The sequence below is a fragment of the Pseudomonas sp. F3-2 genome, from assembly GCF_038804275.1.
In the GTDB taxonomy this organism is placed as follows: Bacteria; Pseudomonadota; Gammaproteobacteria; order Pseudomonadales; family Pseudomonadaceae; genus Aquipseudomonas.
In genome coordinates this window covers 538823-564824 of the sequence record NZ_CP152388.1, presented here as the reverse complement: position 1 = coordinate 564824, position 26002 = coordinate 538823, and the positions used below count along the sequence as shown (strand labels likewise).

Sequence of the window (26002 nt, the reverse complement as noted above, 5' to 3'; positions counted from 1 at the left end):
CTTCGACTCCGTTACTTGTCAGCAACCTTGACAGTGATATGGCAAGACCGCTTGACGATGCGATCAGCACGGCCTTTGGCACGTGGCATGATGCGCTTCAGCGAACGCCCTTCGTTGACGAAAACGGTGGAGACCTTCAGGTCATCAACGTCTGCGCCTTCGTTATGCTCGGCGTTGGCTACGGCCGACTCCAGCACTTTTTTCATGATCTCGGCGGCTTTCTTACTGCTGAAAGCCAACAGGTTGAGCGCTTCGCCCACCTTCTTCCCGCGGATCTGGTCGGCGACCAAGCGGGCTTTCTGGGCGGAGATTCGAGCGCCCGACAACTTAGCGGCTACTTCCATCGTTCCTTACCCCTTAACGCTTGGCTTTCTTGTCTGCCACGTGCCCACGATAAGTGCGGGTACCGGCAAACTCGCCCAGTTTGTGGCCGACCATGTCTTCGTTCACGAGAACAGGAACATGCTGACGACCGTTATGCACAGCAATGGTCAGACCGACCATTTGTGGCAGGATCATCGAACGACGCGACCAGGTTTTAACTGGTTTGCGATCGTTCTTTTCCGCCGCCACTTCGATCTTCTTCAGTAGGTGAAGATCAATAAAAGGACCTTTTTTCAGAGAACGTGGCACTGTCGTATCCCTCTATTTACTTGCGACGACGGACGATCATTTTGTCGGTACGCTTATTACCACGAGTCTTCGCGCCCTTAGTCGGGAAGCCCCACGGCGATACCGGATGACGACCACCAGAGGTACGACCTTCACCACCACCATGTGGGTGGTCAACCGGGTTCATGGCAACACCACGAACGGTTGGGCGAACGCCACGCCAGCGCTTGGCACCAGCTTTACCCAGCGAACGCAGGCTGTGCTCGGAGTTGGAAACTTCACCCAGAGTTGCACGGCATTCGGACAGGACTTTACGCATTTCACCGGAGCGAAGACGCAGGGTCACGTAGACACCTTCACGAGCGATCAACTGAGCCGAAGCACCAGCGGAACGAGCGATCTGTGCACCTTTACCAGGCTTCAGCTCGATACCGTGAACGGTAGAACCCACTGGGATGTTGCGCAGCTGCAGAGCATTACCTGGCTTGATTGGAGCCAGTGCGCCTGCGATCAGCTGGTCGCCAGCACTCACGCCCTTCGGCGCGATGATGTAACGACGTTCGCCGTCTGCGTACAGCAGCAGTGCGATGTGAGCAGTACGGTTTGGATCGTATTCAATGCGCTCGACAGTGGCAGCGATGCCATCTTTGTCGTTGCGACGGAAGTCGACCAGACGATAATGCTGCTTATGACCACCACCAACGTGACGAGTAGTGATACGGCCATTGTTGTTACGACCACCAGACTTCGATTTTTTCTCGAGCAGCGGTGCGTGAGGAGCGCCTTTGTGCAGCTCCTGGTTGACCACCTTGACCACAAAACGGCGGCCAGGGGAAGTCGGTTTGCATTTAACGATTGCCATGATGCACCCCTTCCTTACTCAGCACTGCTGCTGAAATCGAGATCTTGGCCTGGCTGAAGGGAGATAACTGCCTTCTTCCAGTCATTACGCTTGCCCAGACCGCGAGCAGTGCGCTTGGTTTTACCCAGAACATTCAGGGTAGTCACGCGCTCTACTTTCACGCTGAACAGGCTTTCGACGGCCTTCTTGATTTCCAGCTTGGTTGCATCAGTAGCAACCTTGAAAACGAACTGACCTTTTTTGTCTGCCAGAACCGTAGCCTTCTCGGAAACGTGCGGGCCAAGCAGAACTTTAAATACGCGTTCCTGGTTCATCCCAGCAGCTCCTCGAATTTCTTCACGGCCGACACAGTGATCAACACTTTGTCGTATGCGATCAGACTAACTGGATCGGAACCTTGTACGTCACGCACATCAACGTGCGGCAGGTTACGAGCAGCCAGGTACAGGTTCTGATCAACAGCGTCCGACACGATCAGAACGTCGGTCAGGCTCATGTTGTTCAGTTTGCCCAGCAGGTCTTTGGTTTTCGGCGATTCAACGGCGAAATCCTGAACCACGACCAGACGATCAGTACGAACCAGCTCAGCGAGAATGGAGCGCAGTGCTGCGCGGTACATCTTCTTGTTGAGCTTCTGAGAGTGGTCCTGAGGACGTGCTGCGAAAGTGGTACCGCCGCCACGCCAGATTGGGCTACGGATAGTACCGGCACGAGCACGGCCAGTACCCTTCTGACGCCATGGGCGCTTGCCGCCACCGGAAACGTCGGAACGGGTCTTTTGCTGCTTGCTACCTTGACGGCCGCCAGCCATGTAGGCCACGACTGCTTGGTGAACCAGCGTCTCGTTGAACTCGCCGCCAAATGTCAGTTCGGAAACTTCGATCGCTTGAGCGTCATTTACATTTAATTGCATGTCAGCTTCCCCTTAACCGCGAGCCTTGGCTGCTGGACGTACAACCACGTTGCCGCCAGTAGCGCCAGGAACAGCACCCTTGACCAACAACAGATTGCGTTCAGCGTCCACGCGCACTACTTCCAGGGACTGCACGGTCACGCGCTCAGCGCCCATATGACCGGACATTTTTTTGCCCTTGAATACACGACCAGGAGTCTGGCACTGGCCGATAGAGCCTGGGACGCGGTGGGATACGGAGTTACCGTGGGTGTTGTCCTGACCGCGGAAATTCCAACGCTTGATGGTACCGGCGAAGCCTTTACCTTTCGACTGACCGGTAACATCTACCAGCTGGCCAGCTGCGAAGATTTCTGCATTGATCAGATCGCCGGCCTGGTACTCGCCTTCTTCAAGACGGAATTCCAGAACAGTACGACCAGCGGCAACGTTCGCTTTAGCGAAGTGACCTGCTTGAGCTGCAGTCACGCGCGAAGCACGACGCTCACCGACAGTGACTTGCACTGCACGATAGCCATCGCTTTCTTCGGTTTTGAACTGGGTGACGCGATTCGGCTCGATCTCAATGACCGTGACCGGAATGGAGACACCTTCTTCGGTGAAAATACGGGTCATGCCCGCTTTTCGACCGACTACACCAATAGTCATGTTGTAAACCTCATGAGTGTACGGGGCTTTCACCCGCTATGGCCGCCCATTTCAGAGCGTTACACGACCAAGACCCAAGTCTTAGCCGAGGCTGATCTGCACTTCCACACCTGCCGCAAGATCAAGCTTCATAAGTGCATCAACGGTTTTATCCGTTGGCTGGACGATGTCCAGAACGCGCTTATGAGTGCGGATCTCGTACTGGTCGCGCGCGTCTTTGTTGACGTGCGGAGAAACCAGAACGGTGAACCGCTCTTTACGGGTAGGCAGTGGAATTGGACCACGCACTTGAGCACCAGTACGTTTCGCGGTTTCCACGATTTCCTGGGTGGATTGGTCGATCAGGCGATGGTCGAAAGCCTTCAACCTGATACGGATTTGCTGATTTTGCATTGGATTTCAGACTCCAGGCTACTTCCCACCGAGCGCAATACGCCCGTTAAAAGGAGGCGCAATTCTATAGACGAGCTAACAGAGTGTCAACCCAATAAAAAAGCCCCCGCAAGCGGGGGCTTTTTCTTAAATCAACGCTTAGGCGATGATTTTGGCTACGACGCCAGCGCCGACGGTACGACCGCCTTCACGGATAGCGAAACGCAGACCGTCTTCCATTGCGATTGGCTTGATCAGAGTGACGGAAACTTTAACGTTGTCACCTGGCATAACCATTTCGGTGCCTTCCGGCAGTTCGCAGCTACCAGTTACGTCGGTAGTACGGAAGTAGAACTGTGGACGGTAGCCTTTGAAGAACGGAGTGTGACGACCGCCTTCTTCCTTGCTCAGAACGTAGATTTCAGCTTCGAACTGAGTGTGAGGCTTAACGGTACCTGGCTTAACCAGAACCTGACCACGCTCAACGTCGTCACGCTTGGTACCACGCAGCAGAACGCCGCAGTTCTCGCCAGCACGGCCTTCGTCCAGCAGCTTGCGGAACATCTCAACGCCAGTGCAAGTAGTTTTAGTGGTGTCACGCAGACCCACGATCTCAACTTCTTCCTGGATCTTGATGATGCCACGCTCAACACGACCGGTAACAACGGTACCGCGACCGGAGATCGAGAACACGTCTTCGATTGGCATCAGGAACGGCTTGTCGATAGCACGAACTGGTTCTGGGATGTAGCTGTCCAGAGTCTCAACCAGTTTCTTAACGGCCGAGGTACCCATTTCGTTGTCGTCTTGGCCGTTCAGAGCCATCAGAGCAGAACCGATGATGATCGGGGTGTCGTCGCCTGGGAACTCGTAGGTGCTCAGCAGGTCACGAACTTCCATCTCGACCAGTTCCAGCAGCTCAGCGTCGTCAACCATGTCAGCCTTGTTCAGGAAGACAACGATGTACGGAACGCCAACCTGACGGGACAGCAGGATGTGCTCACGGGTTTGTGGCATCGGACCATCAGCGGCCGAGCAAACCAGGATCGCGCCGTCCATCTGGGCAGCACCGGTGATCATGTTTTTGACGTAGTCGGCGTGGCCTGGGCAGTCAACGTGCGCGTAGTGACGTACGGACGAATCGTACTCAACGTGAGCGGTGTTGATGGTGATACCACGAGCCTTTTCTTCTGGCGCGCTGTCGATTTTGTCGAAGTCGACTTTAGCCGAACCGAAAACTTCGGAGCAGACGCGAGTCAGAGCAGCGGTCAGAGTGGTTTTACCGTGGTCAACGTGACCAATGGTGCCAACGTTGACGTGCGGTTTGTTACGTTCAAATTTTTCTTTAGCCACGACAGTGAACTCCTAGCCTAAAGGGGCTGAATCAGCCTTGTTTTTTAACGAGAGCTTCGACGATGTTCGACGGAGCTTCGGAGTATTTGGAGAATTCCATAGAGTAGCTGGCGCGACCCTGAGACATGGAACGAACGTCGGTTGCATAACCGAACATCTCACCCAACGGAACCTCGGCGCGGATAACCTTGCCGGAAACCGTATCTTCCATACCCTGGATCATGCCGCGACGACGGTTCAGGTCACCCATCACGTCACCCATGTAGTCCTCAGGTGTTACAACTTCTACCTTCATGATCGGCTCAAGCACCACACCACCGCCCTTCTGGGCCAGTTGCTTGGTCGCCATGGAGGCAGCCACCTTGAACGCCATCTCGTTGGAGTCGACGTCGTGGTAAGAACCGTCAAAGACGGTAGCCTTCAGGCCGATGAGCGGATAGCCGGCAACAACACCGTTCTTCATCTGCTCTTCAATGCCTTTCTGAATGGCAGGGATGTATTCCTTAGGAACAACACCACCAACCACTTCGTTCACGAATTGCAGACCTTCCTGACCTTCATCAGCAGGAGCAAAACGGATCCAGCAATGGCCGAACTGACCACGACCGCCGGACTGACGAACGAACTTGCCTTCGATCTCGCAGTTCTTGGTGATCTTCTCACGGTAAGAAACCTGCGGTTTACCGATGTTGGCTTCGACGTTGAACTCACGGCGCATCCGGTCAACCAGGATGTCCAGGTGCAATTCGCCCATGCCAGAGATGATCGTCTGACCAGTCTCTTCATCAGTCTTGACGCGGAAAGACGGGTCTTCCTGAGCCAGCTTGCTCAGAGCGATACCCATTTTTTCCTGGTCATCTTTGGTCTTCGGCTCAACAGCAACCGAAATAACCGGCTCAGGGAAGTCCATACGCTCAAGGATAATTGGCTTATCCAGGGCACACAGGGTTTCACCGGTGGTTACATCTTTCATGCCGATCAGGGCAGCGATGTCACCCGCCAGTACTTCCTTGATTTCTTCACGGGTGTTGGCATGCATCTGAACCATACGGCCCACACGCTCTTTCTTGCCTTTCACCGAGTTCAGAACCGAGTCACCGGAATTCAGAGCACCCGAGTAAACGCGAACGAACGTGATCGAACCCACGAACGGGTCGGTCGCGATCTTGAACGCCAGAGCCGAGAACGGCTCGTTGTCGTCGGCATGACGCTCGTCATGACGAACAGCCGGATCGTCCTTGTCGAGTTCCTTGTCATCAGGGTTGATACCCTTGATCGCAGGAATTTCGACCGGAGCTGGCAGGTAATCAACAACGGCGTCGAGAACCAGGGGAACACCCTTGTTCTTGAACGAGGAACCGCAGACAGCCAGAACGATTTCGCCGGCGATAGTACGCTGACGCAGAGCAGCCTTGATCTCTTCGATCGACAGCTCTTCACCTTCCAGGTACTTGTTCATCAGCTCTTCGTTGGCTTCGGCAGCAGCCTCGACCATGTTGCTGCGCCACTCGGCAGCCAGCTCTTGCAGCTCGGCAGGGATTGCTTCGCGACGAGGGGTCATGCCCTTGTCAGCGTCGTCCCAGTAAACCGCTTCCATGGTCATCAGGTCGATCTGGCCCTGGAAGTTGTCTTCCGAGCCGATAGCCAGCTGAATAGGCACTGGAGTGTGACCCAGACGCTGTTTGATCTGACCTACGACGCGCAGGAAGTTCGCACCAGCACGGTCCATCTTGTTGACGTAAACAAGACGTGGAACACCGTATTTGTTGGCTTGGCGCCATACGGTTTCCGACTGAGGCTCAACACCCGAGGTACCACAGAACACAACGACGGCGCCGTCGAGTACGCGCAGCGAGCGCTCTACTTCGATGGTGAAGTCAACGTGGCCCGGTGTATCGATGATGTTGAAGCGATAACGGTCTTTATGCTGTTTGACAGAGCCCTGCCAGAAAGCAGTGGTCGCAGCAGAAGTAATGGTAATACCACGCTCCTGCTCCTGAACCATCCAGTCCATGGTCGCGGCGCCATCATGCACCTCGCCCATTTTGTGGTTTACGCCAGTGTAAAAAAGGACGCGCTCGGTGGTGGTGGTTTTACCAGCATCCACGTGAGCAACGATACCGATGTTACGGTAGCGGTTAATCGGAGTAGTACGAGCCATAAAGCCCTCGCAAAAATAGTGACGCTGAGATTAGAAGCGGTAGTGCGAGAAAGCCTTGTTGGCCTCAGCCATACGGTGCACGTCTTCACGCTTCTTGACCGCAGCACCTTTGCCTTCAGCGGCGTCCAGCAGTTCGCCAGCCAAACGCAGAGCCATAGACTTCTCACCGCGCTTGCGCGCGAAGTCTACCAGCCAACGCATTGCCAGAGCATTACGACGGGACGGACGAACTTCGACCGGAACCTGGTAAGTAGCACCGCCAACACGGCGCGACTTTACTTCGACCAGCGGAGCGATGGCGTCGAGAGCTTTCTCGAAGATTTCCAGGGGATCGCTGTTCTTGCGTTCTTTAACCTTTTCCAGCGCGCCATAAACGATACGCTCGGCAACGGCTTTCTTGCCGCTTTCCATCACGTGGTTCATGAACTTGGCCAGGATTTGGCTTCCGTATTTTGGATCGTCAAGCACTTCGCGCTTGGCTGCTACGCGTCTTCTTGGCATGGATAAGCCCTCAAACGGTCTTCAGGTTAGCTCGGAAACAGAATCCAGAGGATTCGTCCGACCTTACTCTTATCGACTCAGAAAAATAGAAACTGCTGTTTACGTCAAGCGACCTTATTTAGGACGCTTGGTACCGTATTTCGAACGACCCTGGTTACGGCCTTTAACGCCGGAAGTATCCAAGGAGCCGCGAACGGTGTGGTAACGAACACCTGGCAAGTCTTTTACACGACCGCCACGGATCAGGACGACGCTGTGCTCTTGCAGGTTGTGGCCTTCACCACCGATGTACGAGGAAACCTCGAAACCGTTGGTCAGACGCACACGGCATACTTTACGCAGTGCCGAGTTAGGTTTTTTCGGCGTAGTCGTGTACACACGAGTGCACACACCACGACGTTGCGGGCAGTTCTGCAGCGCAGGCACGTCGGATTTCTCGACGATACGCTTACGCGGCTGACGTACCAGCTGGTTGATAGTTGCCATCTACTAGCTCCACTGTTGTCTTGCGACGCTATTGTCTTACAAGAAAAGCAAAATGGCCGGACATAAGTCCCGCCAGATTTAGGGGTACAAGAGTCTAAAGAGGATCCTGCCCCCAGTCAAGGCAAAGCCCCGACCTCCGCACCCACCCCCTCACAGCAAAAAAGCCTGTCAGCAAAGGGTGGGTATCGAAATCAGGGCCCTGCTCTTAATTACTGCTTGAGTTCAACGCTTCTGTCAGTGCGGCTTCGACTTCGCTCGCGCTCACACGCAGCGGTTTGTCAGCATCACGGCGACGCTTGCGCTCGCTGTGATAAGCCAGACCGGTACCGGCCGGAATCAGACGACCCACGACCACGTTTTCCTTCAGACCACGCAGGTAGTCGCGCTTGCCAGTCACTGCTGCTTCCGTCAGAACACGGGTGGTCTCCTGGAAGGAGGCCGCCGAGATGAACGATTCGGTCGACAGCGATGCCTTGGTGATACCCAGCAGCACGCGCGTAAACTTCGCGATGAACTTCTCGTCCTGTGTCAGACGCTCGTTTTCGACCAGTACATGCGTCAACTCCATCTGGTCACCCTTGATGAAGCTCGAATCGCCAGACTCGGTGATCTCGACTTTACGCAGCATCTGACGAAGGATCGTTTCGATGTGCTTGTCGTTGATCTTTACGCCCTGCAGGCGGTAAACGTCCTGAATCTCGTTGACGATGTATTTCGCCAGCGCGCTGACACCCAACAGACGCAGAATGTCGTGTGGATCGCTAGGACCGTCGGAGATAACTTCGCCGCGGTTTACTTGCTCACCTTCGAAGACGTTCAGATGACGCCATTTCGGGATCAGCTCTTCGTACGGATCGCTACCGTCATTCGGCGTAATCACCAGACGACGCTTGCCTTTTGTTTCCTTACCGAATGCGATCGTACCGCTGACTTCCGCCAGGATGGACGCTTCCTTCGGACGACGCGCTTCGAACAGGTCGGCAACGCGCGGCAGACCACCCGTGATGTCACGGGTCTTGGACGTTTCTTGCGGGATACGGGCAATGACATCACCCACGCCCACTTGAGCACCGTCCGCTACACCTACCAGAGCGTTTGCCGGCAGGAAGTACTGAGCCGGCACGTCAGTGCCTGGCAGCAGCAGATCCTTGCCATCGGCGCCGACCATCTTGACCGCAGGACGAATGTCCTTGCCAGCTGCCGGACGATCTTTAGCATCCAGTACTTCGATGTTGGTCAGACCGGTCAGTTCGTCGGTCTGGCGCTTGATCGTAATACCTTCTTCCATGCCCACGTAGGTCACGGTACCTTTCATTTCGGTAACGATCGGGTGAGTGTGCGGGTCCCACTTGGCCACGATAGAGCCAGCGTCGACCTTGTCGCCTTCCTTCACCGAGATCACTGCACCATAAGGCAGCTTATAACGCTCACGCTCACGACCGAACTCGTCAGCGATCGCCAGCTCGCCGGAACGCGAGACCGCGACCAGATTGCCGTCGAGACGCTCAACGTGCTTCAGGTTGTGCAGACGGACGATACCGCCGTTCTTCACCTGAACGCTGTCAGCAGCGGAAGTACGGCTTGCCGCACCACCGATGTGGAACGTACGCATGGTCAGCTGGGTACCCGGCTCACCGATCGACTGTGCAGCGATAACGCCGACAGCTTCACCGATGTTCACCTGGTGACCGCGAGCCAGATCACGGCCGTAGCACTTGGCGCAAATGCCGTAACGGGTTTCGCAGCTGATTGGCGAGCGCACGATCACTTCGTCGATGCTGTTCAGCTCGATGAACTCGACCCACTTCTCGTCGACCAGAGTGCCGGCCGGGACGATGACGTCCTCAGTGCCAGGCTTGAACACGTCGCGAGCAATGACACGACCCAGTACACGCTCACCCAGAGGCTCGACTACGTCACCACCTTCAATGTGCGGCGTCATGACCAGACCCTGCTCGGTACCGCAATCGACTTCGGTAACGACCAGATCCTGCGCCACGTCCACCAGACGACGGGTCAGGTAACCGGAGTTCGCGGTTTTCAACGCGGTATCCGCCAGACCTTTACGAGCACCGTGAGTCGAGATGAAGTACTGAAGTACGCTCAGACCTTCACGGAAGTTCGCAGTAATCGGCGTCTCGATGATGGAGCCGTCCGGCTTGGCCATCAGACCACGCATACCAGCCAGCTGACGGATCTGAGCAGCGGAACCCCGCGCACCCGAGTCAGCCATCATGTACATCGAGTTGAAGGATTCCTGGTCAACGGTCTCGCCGTGACGGTCCACAACCTTCTCTTTCGAGAGGTTGGACATCATCGCCTTGGAGACTTCATCGTTGGCCTTGGACCAGAGGTCGATCACCTTGTTGTACTTCTCGCCCTGGGTTACCAGGCCGGAGGCGTACTGACTTTCGATCTCTTTCACTTCATCGGTAGCGGCGTCGATGATGCGAGCTTTTTCATCAGGGATAACGAAGTCGTTAACGCCGATGGAAACACCCGAAATCGTCGAGTAGGCAAAACCGGTGTACATCAACTGGTCAGCGAAGATCACGGTCTCTTTCAGACCAACCACGCGGTAGCACTGGTTGATCAGTTTGGAGATCGCCTTTTTCTTCATCGGCTGGTTGACGACGTCGTACGACAGACCTTTCGGCACAACTTGATACAGCAGCGCACGGCCGACAGTGGTGTCGACGATACGGGTACCGCTCACGCTGCCGCCATCACGATCGTTGACGGTTTCATTGATCCGCACTTTGACCTTGGCGTGCAGAGCGGCTTCGCCGGCACGGAACACACGGTCAACTTCCTGCAGATCCGCGAACACACGACCTTCGCCTTTGGCGTTGATCGCTTCACGAGTCATGTAGTACAGACCCAGTACAACGTCCTGCGAAGGAACGATGATTGGCTCACCGTTGGCTGGCGACAGGATGTTGTTGGTCGACATCATCAGTGCGCGCGCTTCGAGCTGGGCTTCCAGCGTCAGAGGCACGTGAACAGCCATCTGGTCACCGTCGAAGTCGGCGTTGTATGCCGCACAGACCAACGGGTGCAGCTGGATTGCCTTACCTTCGATGAGAACCGGTTCAAACGCCTGGATACCCAGACGGTGAAGGGTCGGAGCACGGTTGAGCAGCACTGGGTGTTCGCGAATCACTTCGGCGAGAACGTCCCAGACCTCAGGCAGCTCGCGCTCGACCATCTTCTTGGCAGCTTTGATGGTGGTCGCCAGACCGCGCATTTCCAGCTTGCCGAAAATAAACGGCTTGAACAGCTCGAGAGCCATTTTCTTAGGCAGACCGCACTGATGCAGACGCAGGGTCGGACCTACGGTAATAACCGAACGACCCGAGTAGTCAACGCGCTTACCGAGCAAGTTCTGACGGAAACGACCTTGTTTACCCTTGATCATGTCAGCCAGGGATTTCAGAGGACGCTTGTTGGAACCGGTAATCGCACGACCGCGGCGACCGTTATCGAGCAGCGCATCCACAGCTTCCTGCAGCATGCGTTTTTCGTTGCGCACGATGATGTCTGGAGCAGACAGATCCAGCAGGCGCTTCAAACGGTTGTTACGGTTGATCACTCGACGATACAGATCGTTGAGATCGGAAGTCGCAAAGCGGCCGCCGTCCAGTGGTACCAGTGGACGCAGATCTGGCGGCAGAACCGGCAGAACGGTCAACACCATCCACTCAGGCAGGTTGCCGGAACCCTGGAAGGCTTCCATCAACTTCAGACGCTTGGACAGCTTCTTGATCTTGGTTTCGGAGTTGGTTTGCGGAATTTCTTCACGCAGACGGCCAATCTCGTGTTCCAGATCGATAGCGTGAAGCAGCTCGCGGACGGCCTCGGCACCCATGCGGGCGTCGAAGTCATCACCGAACTCTTCAAGCGCTTCGAAATACTGCTCATCGTTGAGCAGCTGACCTTTCTCGAGCGTGGTCATGCCTGGATCGATAACGACATAGCTCTCGAAGTAGAGAACGCGTTCGATATCACGCAGCGTCATGTCCATCAGCAGGCCGATACGGGACGGCAGCGATTTGAGGAACCAGATGTGAGCAACCGGCGAAGCCAGCTCGATGTGAGCCATGCGCTCACGACGGACCTTGGCGAGCGCGACTTCAACGCCGCACTTCTCACAGATCACGCCACGATGTTTCAAGCGCTTGTACTTACCACACAGGCACTCGTAATCCTTGACCGGGCCAAAGATCTTGGCGCAGAACAGGCCGTCACGCTCAGGTTTGAACGTACGGTAGTTGATGGTTTCCGGCTTTTTAACTTCACCGAACGACCACGAACGGATCATCTCAGGCGATGCCAATCCGATACGGATGGCGTCGAACTCTTCGACTTGACCCTGGTTTTTCAGCAAATTCAGTAGGTCTTTCAAGGCCTTTCCTCCTGGCGGAGCAGAGGGCGGTCATACCGACCCACCCTCGATTCGCGTCACGTGTTATTCGGTTTCCAGATCGATATCGATACCGAGCGAACGGATTTCTTTGATCAACACGTTGAAAGACTCGGGCATGCCCGGCTCCATACGGTGATCGCCGTCCACGATGTTTTTGTACATCTTGGTCCGGCCGTTCACATCGTCCGACTTCACTGTGAGCATTTCTTGCAGAGTGTACGCCGCGCCATATGCTTCCAGCGCCCAGACTTCCATCTCCCCGAAACGCTGACCACCGAACTGCGCCTTACCACCCAGCGGCTGCTGGGTAACCAGGCTGTAAGAACCAGTGGAACGCGCGTGCATCTTGTCGTCCACCAAGTGGTTCAGCTTCAGCATGTACATGTAGCCAACAGTTACCGGACGCTCGAATTTGTTACCAGTACGACCGTCGAACAGCTGCATCTGGCCACTGTCCGGCATGTCCGCCAGGCGCAGCATCGCCTTGATTTCAACTTCCTTGGCACCGTCGAATACCGGGGTCGCCATCGGAACGCCGCCGCGCAGGTTCTTAGCCAGATCCAGGATTTCCTGATCAGACAGGTCGTCCAGGCTTTCCTGACGGCCGCCGATCTCGTTGTAGATCTCGTTCAGGAACTTGCGCAGCTCAACGACTTTACGCTGCTCTTCGAGCATGCGGTTGATCTTCTCGCCCAGACCCTTGGCCGCGAGGCCCAGGTGGGTTTCGAGAATCTGACCAACGTTCATACGCGAAGGTACACCCAACGGGTTGAGGACGATATCCACAGGGGTGCCGTTGGCATCATGTGGCATGTCTTCAACCGGCATGATCACGGAGACCACACCCTTGTTACCGTGGCGACCGGCCATTTTGTCGCCCGGCTGGATGCGGCGACGAATGGCGAGGTAGACCTTGACGATTTTCAAGACGCCTGGAGCCAGGTCATCGCCTTGCTGCAGTTTGCGCTTCTTGTCTTCGAACTTGTCGTCCAGCAGACGGCGACGATCAACGATGTAAGCCTGAGCTTTCTCGAGTTGCTCGTTCAGCGCGTCTTCGACCATGCGCAGTTTGAACCACTGGCCATGCTCGAGGCCGTCGAGTACTTCGTCGGTGATTTCCTGACCTTTTTTCAGGCCAGCACCACCTTCAACAGTACGACCCACCAAAGCGGAACGCAGACGCTCGAACGTTGCACCTTCGACGATACGGAACTCTTCGTTCAGATCCTTGCGGATCTCGTCCAGCTGGCTCTTCTCGATCGAAAGAGCACGTGCATCACGCTCAACGCCATCACGAGTAAATACCTGAACGTCGATGACAGTTCCCTTGGTACCGGTCGGTACGCGCAAGGATGTGTCTTTAACGTCGCTGGCCTTTTCACCGAAGATTGCGCGCAGCAGCTTCTCTTCCGGAGTCAGCTGAGTCTCGCCTTTCGGAGTGACCTTACCTACCAGAATGTCGCCGGCGCCGACTTCAGCACCCACGTAAACGATACCGGCTTCGTCCAGCTTGTTCAGCGCTGCTTCACCCACGTTCGGGATGTCAGCGGTAATTTCCTCTGGGCCAAGCTTGGTATCACGGGCCACACAGGTCAGTTCCTGAATGTGGATCGTGGTGAAACGGTCTTCCTGAACAACACGCTCGGAGAGGCAGATGGAGTCTTCGAAGTTGAAGCCGTTCCATGCCATGAACGCGATGCGCATGTTCTGACCCAGAGCCAGTTCACCCATATCGGTGGACGGACCGTCGGCCATGATGTCGCTGCGCTGAACGCGATCACCCTTGCTCACCAGCGGACGCTGGTTGATGCAGGTGTTCTGGTTCGAGCGGGTGTACTTGGTCAGGTTGTAGATGTCGACACCGGCTTCGCCCGGCTCAACTTCGTCATCAGCAACACGAACGACGATACGGCTGGCGTCGACCGAGTCGATCACGCCGCCACGACGGGCAACAACGCAGACACCGGAATCACGGGCAACGTTGCGCTCCATGCCGGTACCCACCAGCGGCTTGTCGGCGCGCAGAGTCGGTACAGCCTGACGCTGCATGTTGGAACCCATCAACGCACGGTTGGCGTCGTCGTGCTCGAGGAACGGAATCAGCGACGCAGCGACCGATACAACCTGCTTCGGCGAAACGTCCATCAGGGTGACGTCTTCCGGCGCCTTGACGGTGAATTCGTTCAGGTGACGAACGGCAACCAGCTCATCGATCAGCTGTCCTTTGTCGTTCATGGCAGCCGAAGCCTGCGCGATCACGTGATCGGCTTCTTCAATAGCGGACAGGAACACGATCTCGTCGGTGACCAGGCCTTCTTTCACAACGCGGTACGGGCTTTCCAGGAAGCCGTACTGGTTGGTGCGAGCGTAGGCAGCGAGCGAGTTGATCAGACCGATGTTCGGACCTTCCGGCGTTTCGATCGGGCAAACACGACCGTAGTGCGTCGGGTGTACGTCACGAACTTCAAAGCCTGCGCGCTCACGCGTCAGACCGCCCGGGCCGAGTGCAGAAACACGACGCTTGTGCGTAATCTCGGACAGCGGGTTGTTCTGGTCCATGAACTGCGATAGCTGACTGGAACCGAAGAATTCTTTGACAGCAGCGGCAACCGGCTTGGCGTTGATCAGGTCCTGAGGCATCAGGCCTTCGCTTTCTGCCATCGACAGACGCTCTTTGACCGCGCGCTCAACACGCACCAGACCTACCCGGAACTGGTTCTCGGCCATTTCGCCGACGCAGCGGACGCGACGGTTACCCAAGTGGTCGATGTCATCGACGATGCCTTTGCCGTTACGGATATCGACCAGGGTCTTGAGGACCGCGACGATATCTTCCTTGCACAGCACGCCTGAACCTTCGATTTCGGTACGACCGATACGACGGTTGAACTTCATCCGGCCTACAGCAGACAGATCGTAACGCTCTGGGCTGAAGAACAGGTTATTGAACAGGGTCTCTGCTGCATCCTTGGTAGGCGGCTCGCCAGGACGCATCATGCGATAGATTTCGACCAGAGCTTCCAACTGGTTGCCGGTCGAATCGATCTTCAAGGTGTCGGAGATGAACGGGCCGCAGTCGATGTCATTGGTGTACAACGTTTCGATGCGAACGACCTGAGCCTTGGCAATCTTCGCCAGGATCTCGGTGTTCAGCTCAGTGTTGCATTCGGCAATGATTTCGCCAGTCGCCGGGTGCACGATCGCCTTGGCGGTGGTACGGCCAATGACGTAATCCAGCGGGACTTCCAGCGCCTTGATGCCGGCTTTTTCAAGCTGGTTGATGTGGCGAGCGGTGATACGACGACCTTGCTCGACGATCACTTTGCCCTTGTCGTCCTGGATGTCCAGAACGGCAATTTCGCCACGCAGACGCTGAGGCACCAGTTCCAGGCTCAGAGATTCGCCCTGAACGTGGAAAACGTTGGTGGTGTAGAAAGCGTCCAGCACTTCTTCAGTAGTGTAGCCCAGCGCACGGAGCAGAACCGATGCAGGGAGCTTGCGGCGACGGTCGATACGGACGAATACACAGTCCTTTGGATCGAACTCGAAGTCCAGCCACGAACCACGGTAAGGAATGATGCGAGCGGAATACAGCAGCTTGCCAGAACTGTGCGTCTTGCCACGGTCGTGATCGAAGAACACGCCTGGGGAACGGTGCAGCTGGGAAACGATAACACGCTCGGTACCGTTGATTACGAAGGTACCGTTTTCAGTCATCAGGGGGATTTCACCCATGTAGACTTCTTGCTCTTTGATGTCCTTGATCGCTTTGTTCGACGACTCTTTGTCGAAAATGATCAGGCGCACTTTTACCCGCAAAGGTACGGCGTACGTCACACCGCGCAGCACGCATTCCTTGACATCAAACGCCGGTTCGCCCAGACGATAACCGACGTACTCCAGAGCAGCATTGCCGGAGTAGCTGATGATCGGGAAAACGGATTTGAAGGCCGCATGCAGGCCCACGTCGCGGAACTGATCTTTAGTCGCTCCCGCTTGCAAGAATTCACGATACGAATCCAGCTGGATGGCCAGGAGGTAAGGCACATCCATGACGTCCGGCAACTTGCTAAAGTCCTTGCGGATACGTTTTTTCTCAGTATATGAGTAAGCCATCAGCGTTCCCCAGCTTGGTCACCTGCTTGTTTGGCCTCCCCCGACGGGAGCGGCCAGAAAATCTTGCAAACCCCATGGTTTGCGCCACCGGTCGAGGTGGTTGAAGCACGTTAACGGCACCGACCTGATCGGCTGCCAATAACGGAAAAAGGCCGGTGGCAGAAGCCACCAGCCATCAGCCTTTCGCTCAACGCTTGGGCTGGAGACGCAAGGTCGATGCTTACTTCAGCTCGACTTTAGCGCCTGCTTCTTCCAGAGCAGCTTTGGCTTTGTCAGCAGCGTCTTTTGCTACTGCTTCCAGAACCATTGCTGGAGCGCCGTCAACGACTGCCTTGGCTTCTTTCAGGCCCAGACCGGTCAGTTCACGAACTGCTTTAATCACGTTCACTTTCTTGTCGCCAGCTTCAGTCAGCATGACGTTGAACTCGGTTTGCTCTTCAACAACGGCGGCAGCGGCAGCTGGACCAGCCGATGCAGCAGCAGCGCTAACACCGAATTTTTCTTCGAAAGCTTTGATCAGCTCAACAACCTGCAGAACGGACATTTCAGCTACGGCGTTGAGGATATCGTCTTGAGAGATAGACATGACTCTAATTCCTGAATTGTGTGAGGGCCTATGCGGCCTTCGAAATAAACAAAAATACGCGAAAAGAGGTGTGCGGCCTTAGGCTGCAGCAGCTTCTTTCTGTTCGCGAACTGCCGCCAGAGTACGAGCCAATTTGCTGGTAGCGCCTTGGATCACGCTCATCAGCTGGGAGATTGCTTCGTCACGGGTCGGCAAGGTTGCCAGTACGTCGATCTGATTAGCTGCGAGGAACTTGCCCTCGAACGCAGCTGCCTTGATCTCGAACTTGTCCTGACCTTTCGCGAACTCTTTGAACAAACGGGCAGCAGCGCCAGGATGTTCGTTGGAGAAAGCGATCAAGGTAGGGCCGGTGAACGCATCGTTGAGAACACTGTATTCAGTGTCAGCAACAGCGCGCTTGAGCAGGGTGTTACGTACTACGCGTACGTAAACGCCAGCTTCACGAGCCTCTTTACGGAGTCCGGTCATCGCGCCTACTGTCACGCCGCGGGCATCAGCCACAACAGCAGACAGAGCGACTTTGGCAGCCTCGTTGACTTCAGCGACGATGGCCTTCTTGTCTTCGAGTTTAATTGCCACGGGTTTAACTCCTGCTTGTTACCGTTTCATCTGGCCGGAGCCGGATGTCGTTTTGGTGTCTGATTCGGTAAGGAACCGGGAGCACCATCTGCGTAGGCTTGTGGTTTAAGACTTTCGTCGCCTACGGTCTTGGATAGCCCCCGCCAGGCAGGGACCCCAATTTTTGCAACGATGCAGCAGACTGCATCGCGCGTCTTACGCGTTCAGAGAACCTTGGTCGATGACCAGGCCTGGGCCCATGGTGGTGCTCAGAGTAACGCGCTTGACGTAAATACCTTTCGAGGAAGCTGGCTTGATACGCTTCAAATCAGCGATCAGCGCCTCAACGTTTTCCTTCAGCTTGTCGGCTTCAAAGCCAACTTTGCCAACGGAGGTGTGGATGATGCCGTTTTTGTCGGTGCGATAGCGGACCTGACCAGCTTTAGCGTTCTTGACAGCAGAAGCTACGTCTGGAGTAACGGTACCAACTTTCGGGTTAGGCATCAGACCGCGAGGACCGAGGATCTGACCCAGTTGACCTACAACACGCATTGCATCCGGAGAAGCAATAACGACGTCATAGTTCAGGTCGCCGCCTTTCATTTCGGCAGCCAGGTCGTCCATACCAACGCGATCAGCGCCAGCAGCCAGAGCAGCCTCAGCGGCTGGACCCTGGGTGAAGACAGCTACGCGGACAGTCTTGCCAGTACCGTGTGGCAGCACAGTAGCACTACGAACGACCTGGTCAGATTTACGCGGGTCTACACCGAGGTTAACAGCGACGTCGACAGACTCGCTGAACTTGACGGTCGACAGCTCGGTCAGCAGAGCAGCTGCGTCGTTGAAGCTGTAAGATTTGCCAGGCTCGATCTTTGCAGCGATTGCCTTTTGGCGTTTGGTCAGCTTAGCCATTACACACCCTCCACGTTAAGGCCCATGCTACGAGCGGAGCCGGCGATTGTACGCACGGCCGCTTCCATGTCAGCAGCAGTCAGATCGGCATTTTTAGCCTTGGCGATATCTTCCAGCTGTGCACGGGTAACGGTGCCAACTTTAACGGTGTTCGGGCGAGCCGAGCCGCTGGTCAGGCCAGCTGCTTTTTTCAGCAGAACCGACGCAGGGGTACTTTTGGTTTCAAAAGTGAAGCTGCGGTCGCTGTAAACAGTGATGATCACAGGAGTCGGCAGACCTGGCTCAAGACCCTGAGTACGGGCGTTGAAAGCCTTGCAGAATTCCATGATGTTAACGCCGTGCTGACCCAGAGCAGGACCGACAGGCGGGCTTGGGTTAGCCTGAGCAGCTTTCACTTGAAGCTTGATGTAAGCGGTAATCTTCTTGGCCATGAGGCACTCCAATTACGGGTTCAAACGCCTCGAAAGGCTCCCCGGTTACTTGCGCGTTTATCCCAGTGACGACAAAACCCCACAGCCCAAGGCTGCGGGGTATGGGATTCCTAGCTCAGTTATGCCTTTTCGACCTGACTGAACTCGAGCTCTACCGGAGTAGAGCGTCCGAAAATAAGCACAGCCACTTGGATCCGGCTCTTTTCGTAGTTAACTTCTTCGACGGTTCCGTTGAAATCGGCAAACGGGCCATCGGTAACACGAACCACTTCTCCCGGTTCGAACAGAGTCTTCGGCTTTGGCTTGTCGCTGCCATCAGCAACACGGCGCAGAATGGCCTCGGCTTCTTTGTCAGTGATCGGAGCAGGTTTGTCTGCAGTACCACCAATAAAGCCCATGACACGAGGCGTATCCTTGACCAGGTGCCAAGTCCCCTCGTTCATGTCCATCTGAACCAGCACATAACCAGGGAAGAATTTACGCTCGCTCTTGCGCTTCTGGCCGTTGCGCATCTCTACCACTTCTTCGGTAGGGACCAGAATTTCGCCAAAACCATCTTCCATGCCTGCCAGCTTTACACGCTCGATCAGAGAGCGCATAACATGCTTCTCGTAACCCGAGTAGGCATGCACTACGTACCAACGCTTAGCCACGGGACACCCTTAGCCAACAATCAAGGAAACAAGCCAGCCGAGCAGGGAATCTAATCCCCACAACAGCAGCGCCATAACCAGAACGACAGCTACCACGATGAGAGTAGTCTGCGTGGTTTCTTGACGAGTAGGCCATACGACTTTACGAATCTCGACGCGAGCTTCCTTGGCCAACACGAAGAAAGCCTTACCCTTGCCAGTCTGAAGAGCTACATAAGCTGCAACAGCGGCAATCACGAGCAGGGCCAACACGCGATACAGGATTGGCTGCGCCGAATAGTATTGATTTCCGACCACACCCACAACGACCAGAAGGACCACTACGAGCCACTTCACAAGATCAAAACGGGAGTCTGAGGCTTCAGCCTTTGGATTCATCTACTAAAATCCTGTGAAAAGAAAGCCAGACACGTTTAGCGAATCTGGCAGGTCAGGAGGGAATCGAACCCCCAACCTACGGTTTTGGAGACCGTCGCTCTGCCAATTGAGCTACTGACCTAAAAGCATAATCAGGCCGACCATTATGCGGACCCGACGGGGAGATTTCAACAGCTAATCGGCGAGACCAGAATCAACCGCGCCAAAGCACTGCCAGGTAGCTACGAAAACCATCAGCAAAGCAGCAAGCCTGGCGAATCGCAACACCTAAAACAAAGGCAGATACTTTCATATCTGCCTTAGTAATGGAGCTCTTGAGCGGATTTGAACCGCTGACCTCACCCTTACCAAGGGTGTGCTCTACCAACTGAGCTACAAGAGCGAAACACATTGCACAACCAGCAAAACTTGGAGCGGGTAGCGGGAATCGAACCCGCATCATCAGCTTGGAAGGCTGAGGTTCTACCACTAAACTATACCCGCCGAGCATGCTGCTTACGCTCGAAAATATGGTGGAGGGGGAAGGATTCGAACCTTCGAAGTCGTAGACGTCAGATTTACAGTCTGATCCCTTTGGCCGCTCGGGAACCCCTCCTAAGCGAGGCAGCATTCTATATCATGCCACCCTTCTGTCAACCTTTTTCTCAATAAAAACTTGAGGTTACATACGTTGACGCTTGCATCGCAGCAGTTTCAGATTGCTCTGCACTGCGAAGCGGGCGCCATTCTATGCAAACTAATCGATGGTTGCAATGCCCTCGCAAGACATTATTTTACTTTTTAATTTCGGGAAGTCCTGCGCCAAGGTCCCCAGCAATGGCTCATCAACCAGCCGACGACTTTCCGGCTCTATGCGCAACCAGTAAATAGCTCCACCCTCATCTCTGTGCTGTCCAAACTGCGTCTGAATGTCGAGGCTCGTGAGTCGCTGCTCGACAATTCTGGCGTCGGCCTGCGAAACATCTCCACCCAGATAAAGGCACTGACTCAATGCTGCCCTGGATGGCTCCGTCTGACTGGAAGAACCTGCTGACTCACTGAGCAATCGGATATCCTGTCGTGAGCCCTTGAACGACGCCAGAGGCGCGACCTCCTTCGGCCTTAAAGGAGCGTCCTGTTGATGCCAGATGTAGTAGAAGGCATTCAACATCAACAACAGCAAAAACACCCAACGCATAGCACCCCCAACCAGCGGCCTTTCAGGCGCCTTCTCACTTCGCAAGCAGCCTTAGGCTCAACTCACCACCATTAAAGCTGCGCTCTTCACCATCCACACATAAACGCAGTGACCCATCACCCTTAATGCCCAGAACAGTGCCCTCAATCACGCGATCACCCGCGATCAGTGACACCCCTCTCCCCTGCCAGAGATGATTGCGCTCCCAGTCATCCCTAAATGCATCGAAGCCTTCTTCGCGATGTCGAGCGATATAGAGCCCGAGGTTGTGACTCAGCCTAGACGCAACCTGGTTACGGTCTAGCATCCTACCCAACTCAATCGCCATAGACGTCCAGGCCTGATCAACCTCATTGGCGCTGCGCATGTTGACGTTCACACCGACGCCGATGATCACATGACATACATCCGCAGGGTCGCCCGTGAGCTCAAGCAGAACGCCGGCAAGCTTACGATCCCCCACGAGAATATCGTTAGGCCACTTCAACCCAGCTTTTGCGACACCGAGCTCTCGGAGGGTTTCTACCAACGCCAGACCCACAAGCAAGCTCATGCCCTCAAGCTGGCGCATACCACCTTCAATACGCACCGCGAGGCTGTAATAAAGATTCTCGGCGAAAGGACTGACCCACTTCCGCCCTCGCCGCCCCCTGCCGGCCGTTTGCTGCTCGGCGAGAACCAACAAGGGCAGTTGCGTGCCAGCTTCAATAAGCCTCATCGCTTCGGCATTTGTAGAGTCAATAACGTCATAGATACGCACAGGCCATAGTGCGCCACGATCAGCATTAGCGATTTCGTCCGCATCGAGCAGATGTAGAGGCCCGGCAAGACGATAACCCCGCCCGCGAACTTTATGAACCTCTATCCCGAGCTCCGCTTCCACCTGCTGAAGCTTTTTCCAGACAGCACTGCGGCTCACGCCAAGTACGCGACCCAGGTCTTCGCCAGAATGAAAAGCACCATCTCCAAGAAGCTTGAGCAACGTTCGCATCGAAGTCTCACCTGACAATAAGGCACGCATAATAGCGATAGCCGCTCCTAGCGCCTAGAAAATCGCCCTCGCTAGCGCGCGTCAATTGCCAGCGTACGGGCTTACATTGCCACTGGAGCGGTTTCAGAAACCCAGCCGATCCTGCGATTTTTTTACGCGCAAAAACAAAACCCCATCTGCTTTCGCAAATGGGGTTCTGGAATTTAATCTTGACGATGACCTACTCTCACATGGGGAAACCCCACACTACCATCGGCGATGCATCGTTTCACTTCTGAGTTCGGGATGGGATCAGGTGGTTCCAACGCTCTATGGTCGTCAAGAAATTCGGGTACCGAACCGTGGCCAAGGGCCGCGCTTCAGCCAATCAGGTATGTGATCAGGTGTTTCGTGCTTGTGTGTTGCAAACTTTCGGTGCGTGTCGTCTTCACAGTCACCGCAATCTGTGCTCGTCCGAGTCGCAGATTGCTTGGGTGTTATATGGTCAAGCCTCACGGGCAATTAGTATTGGTTAGCTCAACGCCTCACAGCGCTTACACACCCAACCTATCAACGTCGTAGTCTTCGACGGCCCTTCAGGGAACTCAAGGTTCCAGTGAGATCTCATCTTGAGGCAAGTTTCCCGCTTAGATGCTTTCAGCGGTTATCTTTTCCGAACATAGCTACCCGGCAATGCCACTGGCGTGACAACCGGAACACCAGAGGTTCGTCCACTCCGGTCCTCTCGTACTAGGAGCAGCCCCTCTCAAATCTCAAACGTCCACGGCAGATAGGGACCGAACTGTCTCACGACGTTCTAAACCCAGCTCGCGTACCACTTTAAATGGCGAACAGCCATACCCTTGGGACCGGCTTCAGCCCCAGGATGTGATGAGCCGACATCGAGGTGCCAAACACCGCCGTCGATATGAACTCTTGGGCGGTATCAGCCTGTTATCCCCGGAGTACCTTTTATCCGTTGAGCGATGGCCCTTCCATACAGAACCACCGGATCACTAAGACCTACTTTCGTACCTGCTCGACGTGTCTGTCTCGCAGTCAAGCGCGCTTTTGCCTTTATACTCTACGACCGATTTCCGACCGGTCTGAGCGCACCTTCGTACTCCTCCGTTACTCTTTAGGAGGAGACCGCCCCAGTCAAACTACCCACCATACACTGTCCTCGATCCGGATGACGGACCTGAGTTAGAACCTCAAAGTTGCCAGGGTGGTATTTCAAGGATGGCTCCACGCAAACTGGCGTTCACGCTTCAAAGCCTCCCACCTATCCTACACAAGCAAATTCAAAGTCCAGTGCAAAGCTATAGTAAAGGTTCACGGGGTCTTTCCGTCTAGCCGCGGATACACTGCATCTTCACAGCGATTTCAATTTCACTGAGTCTCGGGTGGAGACAGCGCCGCCATCGTTACGCCATTCGTGCAGGTCGGAACTTACCCGACAAGGAATTTCGCTACCTTAGGACCGTTATAGTTACGGCCGCCGTTTACCGGGGCTTCGATCAAGAGCTTCGCGTTAGCTAACCCCATCAATTAACCTTCCGGCACCGGGCAGGCGTCACACCCTATACGTCCACTTTCGTGTTTGCAGAGTGCTGTGTTTTTAATAAACAGTCGCAGCGGCCTGGTATCTTCGACCGGCATGAGCTTACGGAGCAAGTCCTTCACCCTCACCGGCGCACCTTCTCCCGAAGTTACGGTGCCATTTTGCCTAGTTCCTTCACCCGAGTTCTCTCAAGCGCCTTGGTATTCTCTACCCAACCACCTGTGTCGGTTTGGGGTACGGTTCCTGGTTACCTGAAGCTTAGAAGCTTTTCTTGGAAGCATGGCATCAACCACTTCGTGTTCTAAAGAACACTCGTCATCAGCTCTCGGCCTTGAAACCCCGGATTTACCTAAGATTTCAGCCTACCACCTTAAACCTGGACAACCAACGCCAGGCTGGCCTAGCCTTCTCCGTCCCTCCATCGCAATAACCAGAAGTACAGGAATATTAACCTGTTTTCCATCGACTACGCTTTTCAGCCTCGCCTTAGGGACCGACTAACCCTGCGTCGATTAACGTTGCGCAGGAAACCTTGGTCTTTCGGCGTGGGTGTTTTTCACACCCATTGTCGTTACTCATGTCAGCATTCGCACTTCTGATACCTCCAGCAAGCTTCTCAACTCACCTTCACAGGCTTACAGAACGCTCCTCTACCGCATCACCCGAAGGTGATACCCGTAGCTTCGGTGCATGGTTTGAGCCCCGTTACATCTTCCGCGCAGGCCGACTCGACTAGTGAGCTATTACGCTTTCTTTAAAGGGTGGCTGCTTCTAAGCCAACCTCCTAGCTGTCTAAGCCTTCCCACATCGTTTCCCACTTAACCATGACTTTGGGACCTTAGCTGACGGTCTGGGTTGTTTCCCTTTTCACGACGGACGTTAGCACCCGCCGTGTGTCTCCCATGCTCGGCACTTGTAGGTATTCGGAGTTTGCATCGGTTTGGTAAGTCGGGATGACCCCCTAGCCGAAACAGTGCTCTACCCCCTACAGTGATACATGAGGCGCTACCTAAATAGCTTTCGAGGAGAACCAGCTATCTCCGAGCTTGATTAGCCTTTCACTCCGATCCACAGGTCATCCGCTAACTTTTCAACGGTAGTCGGTTCGGTCCTCCAGTCAGTGTTACCTAACCTTCAACCTGCCCATGGATAGATCGCCCGGTTTCGGGTCTATTCCCAGCGACTAGACGCCCTATTAAGACTCGCTTTCGCTACGCCTCCCCTATTCGGTTAAGCTCGCCACTGAAAATAAGTCGCTGACCCATTATACAAAAGGTACGCAGTCACCCAACAAAGTGGGCTCCCACTGCTTGTACGCATACGGTTTCAGGATCTATTTCACTCCGCTCTCCGCGGTTCTTTTCGCCTTTCCCTCACGGTACTGGTTCACTATCGGTCAGTCAGTAGTATTTAGCCTTGGAGGATGGTCCCCCCATGTTCAGACAAGGTTTCTCGTGCCCCGTCCTACTCGATTTCATTGACAAGAGATTTTCGCGTACAGGGCTATCACCCACTATGGCCGCACTTTCCAGAGCGTTCCGCTAATCTCAAATCAACTTAAGGGCTGGTCCCCGTTCGCTCGCCACTACTAAGGGAATCTCGGTTGATTTCTTTTCCTCAGGGTACTTAGATGTTTCAGTTCCCCTGGTTCGCTCCATGCACCTATGTATTCAGTGCAAGGTACCTAGGTTATCCTAGGTGGGTTCCCCCATTCAGACATCTCCGGATCACAGTCTGTTTGCCGACTCCCCGAAGCTTTTCGCAGGCTACCACGTCTTTCATCGCCTCTGACTGCCAAGGCATCCACCGTATGCGCTTCTTCACTTGACCATATAACCCCAAGCAATCTGGTTATACTGTGAAGACGACATTCGCCGAAAGTTTGCATTCACAAACTTTACCTTAGCCTGATCACCACCAGTGAAAGTGGATCACAGTCTATCTTTCTATCACATACCCGAATTTTTAAAGAACGATTCTGACAAAGATCAGAAATCAACATTCCGCCTTCTTGCGAGGCAAATGCTCATTTCTAAGCTCTACACAGGACAACTGTCTGTACCGCGGTACCACCGAACACCGGTAATGGTGGAGCCAAGCGGGATCGAACCGCTGACCTCCTGCGTGCAAGGCAGGCGCTCTCCCAGCTGAGCTATGGCCCCGTATCGCTACAGGGTGCACCGGTAATTGGTGGGTCTGGGCAGATTCGAACTGCCGACCTCACCCTTATCAGGGGTGCGCTCTAACCAACTGAGCTACAGACCCAATCGTCTTCTTCAATGAATCAAGCAATTCGTGTGGGAACTTGCGAAGAAGCTGAGTC

Annotated in this window: 21 protein-coding genes, 6 tRNA genes and 2 rRNA genes; all 29 read right to left on the bottom strand. The window is 54.9% G+C overall.

Annotation, left to right across the window (positions count from 1 at the left end; genetic code table 11):
* Positions 1–11 precede the first annotated feature (11 nt).
* The 29 genes from rplV to AAGQ88_RS02385 all read right to left on the bottom strand — a co-directional run bounded on the left by rplV (position 12) and on the right by AAGQ88_RS02385 (position 25944).
* Positions 12–344, bottom strand: a complete 333-nt coding sequence (gene rplV, locus AAGQ88_RS02525) for a 50S ribosomal protein L22 (RefSeq protein WP_003103908.1) — start codon at positions 342–344, stop codon at positions 12–14.
* 13 nt (positions 345–357) lie between these two features.
* Entirely contained in the window at positions 358–633 is a 276-nt protein-coding gene (gene rpsS, locus AAGQ88_RS02520) for a 30S ribosomal protein S19 (RefSeq protein ID WP_002555486.1), read from the bottom strand.
* A 16-nt stretch (positions 634–649) separates the two neighbouring features.
* Positions 650–1474 carry a 50S ribosomal protein L2 gene (rplB, locus tag AAGQ88_RS02515; RefSeq protein ID WP_062384485.1) on the bottom strand — a complete coding sequence of 275 codons (825 nt, stop codon included), beginning with the start codon at positions 1472–1474 and terminating at the stop codon, positions 650–652.
* Between the two features lie 14 nt (positions 1475–1488).
* Positions 1489–1788 carry a 50S ribosomal protein L23 gene (gene rplW / locus AAGQ88_RS02510; protein WP_008374165.1) on the bottom strand — a complete coding sequence of 100 codons (300 nt, stop codon included), beginning with the start codon at positions 1786–1788 and terminating at the stop codon, positions 1489–1491.
* Positions 1785–2387, bottom strand: coding sequence for a 50S ribosomal protein L4 (rplD, locus tag AAGQ88_RS02505; protein ID WP_093468874.1), 603 nt, complete (start codon positions 2385–2387; stop codon positions 1785–1787). The genes rplW and rplD overlap by 4 nt, the downstream gene beginning before the upstream one ends.
* 12 nt (positions 2388–2399) lie before the next feature.
* Complete coding sequence (rplC, locus tag AAGQ88_RS02500; RefSeq protein ID WP_093468871.1) at positions 2400–3035, bottom strand: 50S ribosomal protein L3; 636 nt, start codon at positions 3033–3035, stop codon at positions 2400–2402.
* Between the two features lie 81 nt (positions 3036–3116).
* Positions 3117–3428, bottom strand: coding sequence for a 30S ribosomal protein S10 (gene rpsJ / locus AAGQ88_RS02495; protein ID WP_003186070.1), 312 nt, complete (start codon positions 3426–3428; stop codon positions 3117–3119).
* 138 nt (positions 3429–3566) lie between these two features.
* Positions 3567–4760, bottom strand: a complete 1194-nt coding sequence (gene tuf / locus AAGQ88_RS02490; RefSeq protein ID WP_093468868.1) for an elongation factor Tu — start codon at positions 4758–4760, stop codon at positions 3567–3569.
* A gap of 31 nt (positions 4761–4791) precedes the next feature.
* On the bottom strand, positions 4792–6921 hold the full coding sequence (gene fusA, locus AAGQ88_RS02485) for an elongation factor G (RefSeq protein ID WP_093468865.1): 2130 nt from the start codon (positions 6919–6921) through the stop codon (positions 4792–4794).
* Positions 6922–6951: 30 nt separating this feature from the next.
* Positions 6952–7422 carry a 30S ribosomal protein S7 gene (gene rpsG / locus AAGQ88_RS02480; protein ID WP_002555493.1) on the bottom strand — a complete coding sequence of 157 codons (471 nt, stop codon included), beginning with the start codon at positions 7420–7422 and terminating at the stop codon, positions 6952–6954.
* Positions 7423–7536: 114 nt separating this feature from the next.
* Positions 7537–7908, bottom strand: coding sequence for a 30S ribosomal protein S12 (rpsL, locus tag AAGQ88_RS02475; RefSeq protein WP_003186084.1), 372 nt, complete (start codon positions 7906–7908; stop codon positions 7537–7539).
* Positions 7909–8113: 205 nt separating this feature from the next.
* A complete protein-coding gene (rpoC, locus tag AAGQ88_RS02470) occupies positions 8114–12313 on the bottom strand; it encodes a DNA-directed RNA polymerase subunit beta' (protein ID WP_285424347.1) in 4200 nt (1399 codons plus the stop codon).
* Positions 12314–12376: 63 nt separating this feature from the next.
* Positions 12377–16450: a DNA-directed RNA polymerase subunit beta gene (rpoB, locus tag AAGQ88_RS02465; RefSeq protein WP_093468859.1), complete on the bottom strand. Its 4074-nt coding sequence runs from the start codon at positions 16448–16450 to the stop codon at positions 12377–12379.
* Between the two features lie 220 nt (positions 16451–16670).
* Positions 16671–17036 carry a 50S ribosomal protein L7/L12 gene (gene rplL, locus AAGQ88_RS02460; RefSeq protein ID WP_093468856.1) on the bottom strand — a complete coding sequence of 122 codons (366 nt, stop codon included), beginning with the start codon at positions 17034–17036 and terminating at the stop codon, positions 16671–16673.
* Positions 17037–17114: 78 nt separating this feature from the next.
* Entirely contained in the window at positions 17115–17615 is a 501-nt protein-coding gene (gene rplJ, locus AAGQ88_RS02455; protein ID WP_062384462.1) for a 50S ribosomal protein L10, read from the bottom strand.
* 195 nt (positions 17616–17810) lie between these two features.
* Positions 17811–18506, bottom strand: a complete 696-nt coding sequence (gene rplA / locus AAGQ88_RS02450; RefSeq protein WP_093468853.1) for a 50S ribosomal protein L1 — start codon at positions 18504–18506, stop codon at positions 17811–17813.
* Positions 18506–18937, bottom strand: coding sequence for a 50S ribosomal protein L11 (rplK, locus tag AAGQ88_RS02445; RefSeq protein ID WP_020290713.1), 432 nt, complete (start codon positions 18935–18937; stop codon positions 18506–18508). Before rplK ends, rplA begins: the two co-directional genes overlap by 1 nt.
* 119 nt (positions 18938–19056) lie before the next feature.
* The gene (gene nusG / locus AAGQ88_RS02440; protein ID WP_002555501.1) at positions 19057–19590 is read right to left on the bottom strand and encodes a transcription termination/antitermination protein NusG; all 534 of its coding nucleotides are present in this window, start codon (positions 19588–19590) and stop codon (positions 19057–19059) included.
* Positions 19591–19599: 9 nt separating this feature from the next.
* On the bottom strand, positions 19600–19968 hold the full coding sequence (secE, locus tag AAGQ88_RS02435; protein WP_285424348.1) for a preprotein translocase subunit SecE: 369 nt from the start codon (positions 19966–19968) through the stop codon (positions 19600–19602).
* Between the two features lie 45 nt (positions 19969–20013).
* Positions 20014–20089 (bottom strand) — tRNA-Trp (locus AAGQ88_RS02430).
* Positions 20090–20274: 185 nt separating this feature from the next.
* Positions 20275–20350 (bottom strand) — tRNA-Thr (locus AAGQ88_RS02425).
* A 27-nt stretch (positions 20351–20377) separates the two neighbouring features.
* Positions 20378–20451: transfer RNA gene (locus AAGQ88_RS02420), tRNA-Gly, on the bottom strand.
* Positions 20452–20478: 27 nt separating this feature from the next.
* Positions 20479–20563 (bottom strand) — tRNA-Tyr (locus tag AAGQ88_RS02415).
* 141 nt (positions 20564–20704) lie between these two features.
* Complete coding sequence (locus AAGQ88_RS02410) at positions 20705–21145, bottom strand: hypothetical protein (protein ID WP_342654360.1); 441 nt, start codon at positions 21143–21145, stop codon at positions 20705–20707.
* A 34-nt stretch (positions 21146–21179) separates the two neighbouring features.
* Positions 21180–22136: a bifunctional biotin--[acetyl-CoA-carboxylase] ligase/biotin operon repressor BirA gene (gene birA, locus AAGQ88_RS02405; RefSeq protein WP_342654359.1), complete on the bottom strand. Its 957-nt coding sequence runs from the start codon at positions 22134–22136 to the stop codon at positions 21180–21182.
* Positions 22137–22343: 207 nt separating this feature from the next.
* Positions 22344–22459: ribosomal RNA gene (gene rrf / locus AAGQ88_RS02400) — 5S ribosomal RNA — on the bottom strand.
* Between the two features lie 157 nt (positions 22460–22616).
* A 23S ribosomal RNA gene (locus AAGQ88_RS02395) occupies positions 22617–25509 on the bottom strand.
* A gap of 256 nt (positions 25510–25765) precedes the next feature.
* Positions 25766–25841: transfer RNA gene (locus AAGQ88_RS02390), tRNA-Ala, on the bottom strand.
* A gap of 26 nt (positions 25842–25867) precedes the next feature.
* A tRNA-Ile gene (locus tag AAGQ88_RS02385) sits at positions 25868–25944 on the bottom strand.
* Positions 25945–26002: the final 58 nt, after the last annotated feature.